This window comes from Seongchinamella sediminis (assembly GCF_003457605.1).
GTDB classification, from domain to species: Bacteria; Pseudomonadota; Gammaproteobacteria; order Pseudomonadales; family Halieaceae; genus Halioglobus; species Halioglobus sediminis.
Genome location: NZ_QRAN01000007.1, coordinates 136872 through 148893 on the forward strand (window position 1 = coordinate 136872; position 12022 = coordinate 148893).

At 66.2% G+C, this 12022-nt stretch carries 10 protein-coding genes; 3 read left to right on the forward strand and 7 right to left on the reverse strand.

Features of this window, described 5'->3' with window-relative positions; genetic code table 11:
• Nucleotide 1 precedes the first annotated feature (1 nt).
• From mutL to DWB85_RS08460, 4 genes are read right to left on the reverse strand one after another with little or no spacing between them, the layout of a single operon-like run.
• A complete protein-coding gene (mutL, locus tag DWB85_RS08445) occupies nt 2–1882 on the reverse strand; it encodes a DNA mismatch repair endonuclease MutL (RefSeq protein ID WP_117953776.1) in 1881 nt (626 codons plus the stop codon).
• A gap of 11 nt (nt 1883–1893) precedes the next feature.
• Nucleotides 1894–3228, reverse strand: a complete 1335-nt coding sequence (locus DWB85_RS08450; protein ID WP_117953777.1) for an N-acetylmuramoyl-L-alanine amidase — start codon at nt 3226–3228, stop codon at nt 1894–1896.
• A gap of 40 nt (nt 3229–3268) precedes the next feature.
• Nucleotides 3269–3742: a tRNA (adenosine(37)-N6)-threonylcarbamoyltransferase complex ATPase subunit type 1 TsaE gene (tsaE, locus tag DWB85_RS08455; RefSeq protein ID WP_275400015.1), complete on the reverse strand. Its 474-nt coding sequence runs from the start codon at nt 3740–3742 to the stop codon at nt 3269–3271.
• A complete protein-coding gene (locus DWB85_RS08460) occupies nt 3739–5217 on the reverse strand; it encodes an NAD(P)H-hydrate dehydratase (protein ID WP_117953778.1) in 1479 nt (492 codons plus the stop codon). Before DWB85_RS08460 ends, tsaE begins: the two co-directional genes overlap by 4 nt.
• 79 nt (nt 5218–5296) lie before the next feature.
• Between DWB85_RS08460 and queG the strand changes: the two genes are divergently transcribed.
• Complete coding sequence (gene queG / locus DWB85_RS08465) at nt 5297–6388, forward strand: tRNA epoxyqueuosine(34) reductase QueG (RefSeq protein ID WP_117953835.1); 1092 nt, start codon at nt 5297–5299, stop codon at nt 6386–6388.
• 34 nt (nt 6389–6422) lie between these two features.
• Here queG and orn read toward each other — a convergent pair whose 3' ends face one another.
• A complete protein-coding gene (orn, locus tag DWB85_RS08470; protein ID WP_117953779.1) occupies nt 6423–6986 on the reverse strand; it encodes an oligoribonuclease in 564 nt (187 codons plus the stop codon).
• 83 nt (nt 6987–7069) lie between these two features.
• On the opposite strand from orn, the gene rsgA reads away from it, so the two are divergent.
• Complete coding sequence (gene rsgA / locus DWB85_RS08475) at nt 7070–8083, forward strand: small ribosomal subunit biogenesis GTPase RsgA (protein WP_117953780.1); 1014 nt, start codon at nt 7070–7072, stop codon at nt 8081–8083.
• Here the strand turns inward: rsgA and asd are convergent.
• A complete protein-coding gene (gene asd, locus DWB85_RS08480; RefSeq protein ID WP_117953836.1) occupies nt 8080–8919 on the reverse strand; it encodes an archaetidylserine decarboxylase in 840 nt (279 codons plus the stop codon). The genes rsgA and asd overlap by 4 nt on opposite strands.
• A gap of 47 nt (nt 8920–8966) precedes the next feature.
• Here asd and DWB85_RS08485 point away from each other — a divergent pair, with 47 nt between their 5' ends.
• Nucleotides 8967–10124 carry a hypothetical protein gene (locus DWB85_RS08485; protein WP_133300589.1) on the forward strand — a complete coding sequence of 386 codons (1158 nt, stop codon included), beginning with the start codon at nt 8967–8969 and terminating at the stop codon, nt 10122–10124.
• Between the two features lie 33 nt (nt 10125–10157).
• On the opposite strand, the gene DWB85_RS08490 is transcribed toward DWB85_RS08485, so the two are convergent.
• On the reverse strand, nt 10158–11600 hold the full coding sequence (locus DWB85_RS08490) for a PhoH family protein (protein ID WP_117953782.1): 1443 nt from the start codon (nt 11598–11600) through the stop codon (nt 10158–10160).
• Nucleotides 11601–12022 lie beyond the last annotated feature (422 nt).

A 12022-nucleotide genomic window follows, 5' to 3' on the forward strand; every position in this document is an offset into this window, starting at 1 on the left:
GTCAACGCCCCCGCAGGAACAGCTTGTCCAGTTCGTCCAGGCCCAGCTGGGTCCAGGTGGGGCGGCCGTGATTACACTGGCCGGCGCGCTCGGTGGCCTCCATATCCCGCAGCAGGGCATTCATTTCCGGCACCGTCAGCCGGCGGTTGGCGCGCACCGAACCGTGGCAGGCCATGGTCGACAGGATCTCGTCCATGTGCGCCGCGATGCGTTCGGAGCTGCCGAACTCGATCAGGTCGGCCAGCACATCGCGCAACAGCTGCTCGACGTTGGAATCGCGCAGGGCCACGGGAATCTCGCGAATCACCAGCGCCTCCTCGCCGCCCGGGTCCACCGCCATGCCGATGGCCTGGAACAGCGCGCTGTTGTCGCTGGCCACCTGCACCTCGCGCTGGCTCACCGCCACCGGCTGCGGCACCAGCAGCGGCTGGCTGCGAATGCCCTCGGCAGCGCGGGCGGTTTTCAGTCGCTCGTAGGTGATGCGCTCGTGGGCGGCGTGCATGTCCACCAGCACCAGCCCGGCACTGTTCTCCGCCAGGATATAAATACCCTTGAGCTGGGCCAGGGCGTAACCCAGCGGCGGCACATCCTCCGCCGCGCCCTGCTCCGGCAGGGCCGGATGCAACTGGCGGTAGGCCGCCATCTGCGCCGCCCCCTGGGAGCCAGCGGCCGGGCTGCGATTGAAACCGGGACTGAAGCCGCCCCCCAGCTGCCCCTGGCTGGGCGCCGGCGCCTCGGCCACCGCACTGCCCTGCCCGGCTCCCCAGGCGAGGCCGGCCTGGGCACTGATCTCACCGGTTTCGGTATTAACGGCCATGCCGTCACCGGTGCGCACGGTGTTGGCCGGCAGCTGGTCACCGGGACGCACATCGGCCAGGGCGCGATGCAGGCTGGAAAAAATGAAATTGTGCACGCTGCGCCCATCGCGAAAACGCACCTCGTGCTTGGTGGGGTGGACGTTCACATCCACCTGGGCCGGGTCGACCTCCAGGTACAGGACAAAGGCCGGATGGCGGCCGTGGTAAAGCACGTCCCGGTAGGCCTGCTTGATGGCGTGGGCAATCAGCTTGTCGCGTATGACCCGGCCATTGACGAAGAAGTACTGCAGGTCGGCCTGGCTGCGGGAAAACGTGGGCAGGCCCACCCAGCCCCACAGCCTGAGCCGACCCGCGGGCAGGCCGCCGCCTTCATTCTCTACATATATGGCCTGCTCCATGAACGCCGGGCCACAGACCGTGGCCACCCGCCGCTGCTGCTCCACCTGGCCGGTGCCGGCCTTGAGCTGGTGGATGCCGCGACCGTTGTGGCGCAGGCTGAAGGCGACGTCAAAACGCGACAGGGCCAGCCGCTTGACCACCTCCTCCAGGTTGTTGAACTCGGTTTTCTCGGTGCGCAGGAACTTGCGCCGGGCCGGGGTGTTGAAAAACAGGTCGCGCACTTCCACCGTGGTGCCCCGGGGGTGGGGAGCGGGCTTGATCACCACCTCCATCTCCCGTCCCTCGCAGGCGGCGGAACTGCCCTCGCTGCCGGCTTCAGCGGCGTTGCTGGTCAGGGTCAGCCGGGAGACCGAGCCGATACTGGCCAGGGCCTCACCGCGAAAGCCGAGACTGCCCACCGCCTCCAGGTCTTGCAGCGAGCTGATCTTGCTGGTGGCGTGGCGGGCCATCGCCAGCGGCAGGTCCTCCGGGGCGATGCCCGAGCCGTTATCGCGGATGCGGATCAGCTTGACGCCGCCGGCTTCGACCTCGATATCCACCCGGGTGGCACCGGCATCCAGGCTGTTCTCCAGCACCTCCTTGGCGACCGATGCGGGGCGCTCGACCACCTCGCCGGCGGCAATCTGGTTGGCCAGGCGAGTGGAGAGGCGATGTATTCTGGACATAGATGAAACGCTCAAGTCGCGGGAATGGTCAGCTTCTGTCCCACCATGATCTTCGACCCGCTGATGCCGTTGGTGCTTTTCAGCGTGGCCAGCGAGACGTTGAAGCGCTGGGCAATCGCCGACAGGGTATCACCACTGGCAATGGTGTACTCGGTGCCGCCCCGGGCCTTGTTCCAGGCGATGAGGGTACCCGAGGGCGGGTGCGCCAGCATGTGGTTCCTGATGCCGGCGTGAATGGCGCGGGCCATTTTCTTCTGGTAGCTGCTGGTGGCCAGGCGCTGGGCCTCGGCGGGATTGGAGATAAACCCGGTTTCCACCAGGATAGAGGGAATATCGGGGGACTTCAGCACCGCGAACCCCGCCTGCTCCACGTTTTTCTTGTGCAGCCGGGCCACGCCATCGACGTTGCGCAGCACCTGGGCCCCCACCTGCAGGCTGGCGTCCAGGGTGGAGGTCATGGACAGGTCCGCCAGCACCCCGGCCAGCACGTCGTCCTTGTCGGACAGGCGCACCCCGCCGACCAGGTCCGCCGCGTTCTCGCGCTGGGCCAGGTAGCGGGCGGCGGTACTGGTGGCCCCGCTGGTGGACAGGGCGTAGACTGAGGCGCCGTTGGCCTCCCTGCGCTGGAAGGCGTCGGCGTGAATGGACACGAACAGGTCCGCCTGGCGCTTGCGGGCCAGGTCCCGGCGCCCCTTGAGGCTGATGTAGTAGTCGCCGGTGCGGATCAGGGTGGGGGCAAACCCCGGGTCGGCGTCAAACAGGCGGTGCAGTTCCCGGGCGATGGCCAGCACCACATCCTTTTCCCGGCGCTTGCCCGGGCCCAGGGCGCCCGGGTCCTCACCGCCGTGGCCGGCATCGATGGCGATGATGATGTCGCGCTTGCTGCCCTGCTGGGCTGTTTTCTTCACCGCCGGCTGGGTGCTGGCCGTGGTCTTGTCGTACAGGTCAACCACCAGCCGGTCGCCGGCCTTCTCATTGGCCTTGAGGGAGAAGCTGCGCGGGTCGACGCTGGCGTTCATGTCCATGACGATGCGCAGGTCATCGCCCTCGCGCACGGCGGAGCGCAGCTGGCGAATCGGGGTATTGTCCAGCTCGAGGCTGGCCAGGCTGGTCCTGAGCCGGGTGTCGTCGACATCCAGCACGATGCGGGTCGGGTTTTCCAGCACAAAAAGATTGTGTTGCGAGGGTCCGGTGAGGTCGAACACCACCCGCGTGTGATCCGGCGCGCGCCACAGGCGCACGTCGTGCACATCCGCCGCCATCGCGGTGGCCGCCATTGTGGTGGCCGCCATCGCGGTGGCCGCCGCCAGCACACCCAGGATCGCCCCGATCCACGCCCTGCCCATGTCACTCCCGCGCGTTATGCGTTTGTTGTTGCCGCTACCCTCAGGCGGCTGCCTGTAAACGCTGCACTGCCGCTTGTCCCCTTGCGGTACTGGCGTCCAGCTGCAGCCGGCGTCCCGAACCCTTGCGCTCTATGGTAATCACTAAATCCGCCGGGGGCAAAATCCCCAGCCCCCTGGCGGGCCACTCCACCAGGCAAAGCGAGTCACCTGTGAAATAATCACGAATTCCCATGAATTCCAGCTCCTCCGGATCGCCCAGCCGGTAGAGATCAAAGTGGTACAGGTGTAGTTCCCCCAGCTCGTAGGGTTCCACCAGGGTATAGGTGGGGCTCTTAACCGCGCCGCTGTGGCCCAGGGCCTGGACAATGCCGCGGCTGAGGGTGGTCTTGCCCATGCCGAGATCGCCCTCGAGATAGACCACGGTGCCGGGCTCAAGGGCCGCCGCCAGCCGCTTGCCGCAGGCCACCATGGCCGCTTCATCGATGGCTTCCAGTACAATCTGGCGGTCGCTCACCCCAACAGCTCCCGCAGCCAGGGCATCAGGTCCGAGGCCAGCAGGCCGCACATCCCCTCCTCGGCGGCCATATCGGCGGCGGCGCCATGCAGGCAGACGCCGAGGGCCGCCGCCGCCAGCGGCTCGAGTCCCTGGGCCAGCAGGGAGCCGATGACCCCGCTGAGCACGTCGCCCATGCCGCCACTGGCCATGCCGGGATTGCCGTAGTCGCTGAGCAACAGCTGCCCTGCATCTGCTATCAGTGTGCCGTTGCCCTTGAGCACGGCCACGGCGCCGGTCGCGTCCTGCAGGGCGCGACAGGCGGCAAAGCGGTCCGCCTGGATGGCAGCGGTGCTGCACGACAGCAGGCGCGCCGCCTCACCGGGATGCGGGGTGATGACCGTGCCGGGGCGCACTCCCAGGTTGCCCGCGGCCAGCAGGTTCAGTCCGTCTGCGTCCAGCACCAGGGGCCTGGCACTGTCCATCGCCGCCTGGAACAGGTACTGCGCCCAGGCCGACTGGCCCAGCCCCGGCCCCACCACCAGGACATCGGCCGTTGCCAGCAGCGGTTCCAGGTCGGCGCCGGATTCCACCCCCCGGGCCATGACTTCCGGCGCCCGCGCCACCAGTGCGGCAACGTGCTCGGGCCGGGTCGCCACCTTGACCAGGCCGGCGCCGCAGCGCAGGGCGGCCTCGGCGGCCAGGGCCGCCGCCCCGGCCATGCCGTAATCACCGCCGATCACCAGTACCGTGCCGTACAGGCCCTTGTGGGCGGTGGCGGGCCGCGGCGGCTGCATCTCCAGCAGCGACGCCAGTTCCAGCCGGTAGCTATCACAGGGGACCTGCTGGTACACCGGCGGGGGCACCCCCAGGTCGGCAAACTGCAGCTCGCCGGTGTGATCCATGGCGTCGAGGGTGAACAGGCCGCGCTTGAGGCCGATAAAACTCACCGTGAGGTCGGCGCGCACCGCCCGGCCCAGCACCCGGCCGCTGTCCGAACACAGGCCGGAGGGGATATCCACCGCCAGCACCGCGGCGCCCGCCCCATTGATGGCCGCGATCGCCTCGACGTAAGCGCCGCGCACTTCACCCCCCAGGCCAGTGCCCAGCATGGCGTCCACCAGCACCCCCCGGGGCATGACGGCAGCGGCCTCGAAGGCCAGCATCTCCACCCCGTTGGCCAGGGCCTGGTTGCGGGCGAGCAGGGCGTCACCGCCGATTTTTGCCGGGTCCCCCAGCTGCAGCACCCGGGTGGGAATGCCGCGCTTGTGGGCCAGGTCGGCGATGAGGAAGCCGTCGCCGCCGTTGTTGCCGGTGCCGCAGAACACCTGTACGCATTCGGGGTCAGCCCAGGTGCTGACCAGGCAGTCAAAGGCGGCGTTGGCCGCCCGCGACATCAGGGTAATGCCCGGTATGCCGTGCTCGTCGATGGCACAACGATCCAGCGCGCGGCTTTGCTGGGCGGTGTACAATGGCTCAAAACTGGCTTTATCCACTTAACTCTCCGTCATTGTCGCCGGGTTTCGCAAAGGCGCTTGTCACCTTCGCGGGAATGACCGCTTGAATTATACGCAGATGTCCGACTCCGGTGACCCCAAAATTAGTGTCCCACAGGCCAGCGAGCTGCTGCAGGACGTCCGGCGCTGGGCGGCGGAACTCGGCTTCCAGCAGGTGGGCGTGAGCAGCGTGGACCTCGGCGACCATGAGGCCTACCTGCAGAAGTGGCTGGATGCCGGCTACCACGGCAGCATGGATTACATGGCCCGCCACGGCAGCAAACGCTCGCGCCCGGCAGAGCTGGTGCCCGAGACCTGCCGGGTGATTTCGCTGCGCATGGACTACCTCACCGATGACAGTGCCAACGCTGTGCTGGCCTCCTCGGAAAAAGCCTACATCTCCCGCTATGCCCTGGGCCGCGACTACCACAAGCTGGTCCGCAAACGGCTGGCGCAGCTGGCGGCGCGCATCGAGGCCGAGGCTGGCGGCGGCCGTTTCCGGGCCTTTGTCGACAGCGCCCCGGTGCTGGAACGGGCGCTCGCCGAACAGGCCGGGCTGGGCTGGATCGCCAAGAACACCATGCTGATCAATCCCGAGGCCGGCTCCTGGTTCTTCCTCGGCGAGATTTACACCGACCTGCCCCTGCCGGAGACCGCGGCCCAGGAGAGCAAGCACTGCGGCACCTGCACCGCCTGCCTGACGGCCTGCCCCACGGATGCCTTCGTCGCGCCCTTCCAGCTGGATGCCCGCCGCTGCATTTCCTACCTGACCATCGAGCACCACGGCAGCATCGACCCCCAGCTGCGCCCGCTCATGGGCAACCGGGTATTTGGCTGCGATGACTGTCAGCTGGTCTGCCCCTGGACCAAGTTTGCCGGCGCCAGCGGCGAAGACGATTTCCAGCCCCGCCACGGGCTGGCGGACGCAGAGCTGGTGGCGCTGTTCCTGTGGGATGAGGACACCTTCCTGGCGCGCACCGCGGGCTCGCCCATTCGCCGCATCGGCTACGAGCGCTGGCTGCGCAACCTGGCGGTGGGGCTGGGCAATGGCCCGGCAACCGCGGCCGCAATCGCCGCCCTGCGCCAGCGGCAGGCGCACCCCTCGGCGCTGGTACGGGAGCATGTGGCCTGGGCGCTGGCCAGGCTTAACCCCAAGGGGTCAGGCCTATAATTGAGAACGCCACGCGCCACCCCCAGGTTTTTTATCAGGGGGCGGTGTGGGTAGGATCCATTCTCAGGAAGTGGTCGCGGTAGTAGCGCAGTTCCTCGATGGACTCGCGAATATCGTCGAGCGCGAGGTGGGTGCCGCTTTTGCTGAAGCCGTCTTCCAGTTCCGGGCGCCAGCGCTGCATCAGTATTTTCAGGGTGCTCACGTCCAGGTTGCGGTAGTGAAAAAAGGCCTCCAGCTCGGGCAGGTGGCGGGCCATGAAGCGGCGATCCTGGCAAATGGTGTTGCCGCACATGGGCGAGGCGTTCGCCGGCACATACTGCTCGAGAAAGGCCAGGGTCTCCGCCGCCGCCCGGGACGCGTCATAGTCGCTGGCGCGCACCCGCTCCACCAGGCCGGACTGGTTGTGCTGGGTGGTATTCCACTCATCCATGGCGGCCAGGCGCTTGTCCGCCGCGTGAATGGCGATTACCGGCCCCTCGGCGAGGGTATTGAGGTCGCTGTCGGTGACGATAGTGGCAATTTCAATGACCACATCCCGGTCAGGATCCAGTCCGGTCATTTCCAAATCTACCCAGACCAGGTTGGTCGCGCTTGGCATAGGGGCTCGCTTTTTGCTGAGGCTGTGCCGGCAGTGTAACAAATTGCCTCGACAGGCCCAGAGCCTGCCCCAATAATGGCCCCATGTCGAAACGTAAACTCAGCCGGCAACAGGCCTGGCGGGTGGAAAAAATCCAGGAAGAGCGGGCCAAACGGGCCGCCCGCCGGGATGCCGCCGCGGAGCAGGCGGTGAGCGGTGGCGAACTCGGCCCGGAACAGGAGGGGCTGGTCATCGCCCACTACGGCACCCAGGTGGCGGTGGAATCGGCCCCCGGTGTCAGCCAGCGCTGCCACATCCGGGCCAACATCGAGGGCCTGGTGACCGGCGACCGGGTGGTCTGGTGTGAGGGCGACCCCACCGGCGTGGTGGTCGCCCAACTGGCGCGCCACAGCGTGCTCTCACGCCCCGACCCCCACGGCAGGCTGAAAGCGGTGGCGGCGAATATCGACCAGATTTTCGTGGTCATCGCCCCCCATCCCGAGCCCCACGCCAACCTGGTGGACCGCTACCTGGTGGCAGCGGAAGCGGTGGCCATCGAGCCGGTCATCCTGGTGAACAAAAGCGACCTGCTGGACGGGGACCCGGCCCTACGGGCGCAGATGGAAGCGCTGGTCACCATCTACCCCCGGCTCGGGTACCGGGTGCTGTATACCGCCAGCAGGCAGGGCGGGCTCAGAGCGTTGCAGGAGGCGCTGCGCGCGCGGATCAGCGTCTTTGTCGGCCAGTCCGGAGTCGGCAAGTCGTCGCTGGTGAACGCCCTGCTACCGGAGGCCGGACTGCGGGTCGGCGCGCTGTCGGCCAACACCCGCAAGGGCACCCACACCACCACCACCGCCCAGCTGTTTCACCTCGCATGCGGCGGCAGCCTGATCGACTCCCCCGGCATCCGCGAGTTTGGCCTCTGGCACATGGAACGGCTGGAGGTGGCACAGGGCTTCCGGGAATTCCGCCCGCACCTGGGCCACTGCAAGTTTCGCGACTGTCGCCACGAACAGGAACCGGGCTGCGCCATCCTGGCCGCCCTGGAGAGCGGCGCGATCAGCCAGTCACGGCTGGACAGCTACCGCCATATCGTCGCCTCGCTGGAAGTGGCCTAGGCCAGCGGCTCGCCCAGGCGGGTCGGCGTGCCGGCGGCGTACTGCTCCTGCCAGCGGACCGCCCCCTGCGGAAACAGCAGGATCACCGTCGAGCCGAGCTTGAAGCGCCCCATTTCCTCGCCCTGGGCCAGGCTCACCTGCTCCGGCAGCTGGCCGTAGTCAACATTGACCGGCAGTTTCGGCGGCGGCGCCACCTGGCCGCTCCACACGGTCTCGATACCGGCGACCACCATCGCCCCCACCAGGATCATCGCCATGGGGCCGAATTCGGTGTCGAAGTAACAGACCAGCCGCTCGTTGCGGGCAAACAGGCGCTCGACGTTGGCCGCGGTTACCCCGTTGACGGAAAACAGCTCGCCGGGCACGTAGCTGGTAGCCAGCAGCCTGCCCGCCACCGGCATGTGCACCCGGTGGTAGTCCCGCGGCGAGAGATAGATGGTGGCAAAACTGCCGTCGGCAAATTTTTCCGCCCACTCGGGGTCACCCGCCAGCAGTTCGACACAGCTGTAATCCTGGCCCTTGGCCTGGAAGATGCGACCGTCGACGATGTCGCCCAGCTGGCTGATGGCGCCGTCCGCCGGGCACACCACAGGGGCCTCGGCAATGGGCCTGGCGCCGTCCTGCAGGGCCCGGGTGAAGAAGGCGTTGAAGCTGGGGTAGCGCTGGTAATCGGGCTCCAGCGCCTCGCTCATGTCGACATTGAAGTGGCGCACAAACAGGCCGATGACCCGGTTTTTCAACCACAGGGGATGCTCCAGTTCCGCCAGCCAGCCGGTGAGGCGGGAGAGCAGGTGCTGGGGCACGATGTACTGTAAAAAGATGAAAATTCTGTCCATGAGGCGTAGTGTATCCGCTATCACGGGAAACGAAATCATAAACTGACGTGAAGATTTGGCTTGCGCCACTGCTGCTGGCGCCTGTACTGGGAATGGCCCAGGAGCAACTCGACGAGGTGCCGGTGCCCGCAGAGTCCGGCGCCGGCCGGGTTAGCACCGGGGAGCCGCCTGTCAACTGGGTGGATACCAGCCACACCGCGGTCGCCGACCAGGCCCAGGCGATGGTTGAGTGGATGGACAACTTTTTCGGCGACCCCGCCTACGACCTGGAAAAAGCCGAGTCCTACCTGCGCCTGGAACTGGAGAACGACTGGGAACAGGACGAGGGCAGCGACCTCGGCCTGCGCCTGCGCGGCAAGGTGCAGCTGCCCAAGATCAGCCAGCGGGTCGACCTGCTGTTCAGCGACGAAGACGATGATATCGACGACAACGAGGAACGGGAGGACAGCGACAACATCTCGCTGCAATACAACGTCCGCGAGGGCACCCGCTCGCGCTTCGATGCCACCATGGGCTTTTCATCGGGCAACCTGAAACCCGGCGTCCGCTATCGCAACGAGGGCGACCTGGATTTTGGCCGCCGCTACCGCTTTATCCAGCGACTGCAGTACGAGGACGGGGAAAAGTTCTTCACCATCGGCCAGGCGGACCTGTACCAGAGCTTCAACACCCGGGACGTCCTGCGCTGGAGTAACCGCGTCAAGTGGGGGGAAACCACGGAGGGCGTGGAGTGGCGCACGCGCCTGTCGCTGTTCCAGCGCTTCAACCCCGACAGCGAGCGGCCCCTGGCCCTGAATCACTTCGTCTCGGTGCGCGGGGAAACCCGGCCCACCTCCTTCATCAAGAACTACCGCCTGGGCACCATCTGGCGCCGCCAGGTCTACCGGGATTTTCTGTTCCTGGAGGTAGAACCGGCGATGAACTACCGCCGTCGCGACTACCAGGACACCCGCGAGCTCAGCTGGAGTTTCATGGTCCGGCTGGAAATCGCCCTGTCGCGGGATTTCTCGCGCATTTCCCGCGACGACAAGGCGGACGAGGACAGGCCGGCGGAACAGGCCCTTAGCCAGCCGGCTGGCCGCGACTACGCTCCGCTGGCGCTGGATTCCGGGATGCCGGACCACCGCTTGCGCCGGCATGAGGAGGCAGGGCTAGCAGACCCTGCCGGTAGCGAGGTCACTGGATTCCGGCGTGCGCCGGAATGACAGAAAGCCGCAGAATGACGGGGTCACAGGTCCCTACAGGTTTTCCTCGGCGAAGGCCGCCAGCCGGGAACGGACGATGCCATTCACGTGCATGATGCCCGCGTGGGGGTACTGCTTGCTCTTCTCGACCAGGTAGGTCAGGCCCGAGGTCAGCGGGCTGATGTACTTGTTGTCGATCTGGGCGAGATTGCCCAGCACCACGATCTTGGAGTCCGCCCCCACCCGGCTGATCACCGACTTGAGCTGGAACTGGGTCAGGCCCTGGCTCTCGTCGATGATGATATAGGCGTTGTTGAAGGAGCGCCCGCGCATGAAGTTGAGTGACTTGAACTGGATATTGGCCCGCTCTTTCACGTAATCGATACTGCCGTGGCAGGACTCGTCCGTGCCGTGAAGTATTTCCAGGTTGTCGTCAAAGGCCGCCAGCCAGGGCGCCATCTTCTCTTCCTCGGTGCCGGGGAGGAAGCCGATCTCCTCGGCGATGGGCGGGGTAGACCGGGCCACGATCAGCTTGGAGTAGCGCTTCTGCTCGAGAATGGCATGCAGGCCGTAGGACAGGGCCAGCAGGGTCTTGCCGGAGCCGGCGGGCCCGGTGAGCACGGTCATGTCCACCCCGTCGTCATCGAGCAGCGACATGGCCATGGCCTGCTCCAGGTTGCGCGGCGCCAGGCCCCAGAAGCGCTTGTGCATCAGGTTGTCACGGCTGTCGCAGCGCAGGTAGACGAATTCCTTGTCGACCCGCTTGACGAAGGCCATGAAGTCCTGGTCGTCGTAGAGGAACTGGTTGGGGTAAGCGCCGGGGACTGACTTGCGCGGCACCCGGTGCAGGGTGCAGTCACCCTCGCGCAGGGTGTCCACCTCACTGATCCGCGACCAGAAATCCCCCTCGATATGCTCGTAGCCCCGGGCCAGCAGGTCGATATCGTCCAACACCCGGTCGCGCCGGTAGTCCTCCACATGCACCAGGCCGGAACCCTTGGCCTTGATGCGCATATTGATGTCCTTGGTCACCAGGCAGACAAACTCGTCGGGATTTTCCGCCTGCAGGCGCAGGGCGACATTGATAATTCGGTTATCGTTGGCCTGGGCTGGCGTGCCGTCCAGGTAGGGAACGTCGCTGTTTTCGGCCAGCGACTGGTCGGGGAAAATGGCCAGGGTGCCGGGGGGCATGCCCTCAAGCCCCGAGCCGGGAACCTCAACCCCCTCCTGGATCTCCTGCGGCGAGGCGGCATCCACCACCTTGTCGATCATCTGGATGGCGATGCGGGCCTCGCGGCTGACGGTCTTGTCGCGGCGGTCCTTGATGTGGTCCAGTTCTTCCAGCACCGTCATCGGAATCACCACCCGGTGCTGCTTGAAGGCGGCGACGGCGGTGGGGTCGTGGAGCAGGACATTGGTGTCCAGGACGTAGGTCTTTTTGACGACGGGCTTCAGGGTGGCAGATTTTTCTACGCGCAGGGCGGAGCCTGAATCCATAACGCATTCCTCACAGGTAGTTCACTAATGGTTTGATTTTGATCTTGGGGAATGGGGCCGGGGGCACGGCACAAGCGCCAGGCCTGGCCCGGTAATGCTGGTTGTGGGTGTTCCTTGCTGAGCGTCGACTTCTGCGTTCGGCGCGGGGTTTTCCAGGAGGGGTAATGGGGACTTGCTGTGGTGGAGAGCGCAGGGCGCCTGAGCGTGTCGGGCTCGGGGGCAGCGCCGGGGCGCTGGTTGGATGACGCGTCAGGGCCAACAATCACTGACTGGCCTGCGTCCGGAAATGTCTCAAATGGGGTTTCCCGACGGTTGCGTAACAGCAGCGTTGACCTCATTACAAACGCTTCCGCGGAGCCTGTCAACGGTAAATCGGCATGCCGAGCAAGCTTGTCCGCATGGCAGCGATAACGCACTGACAG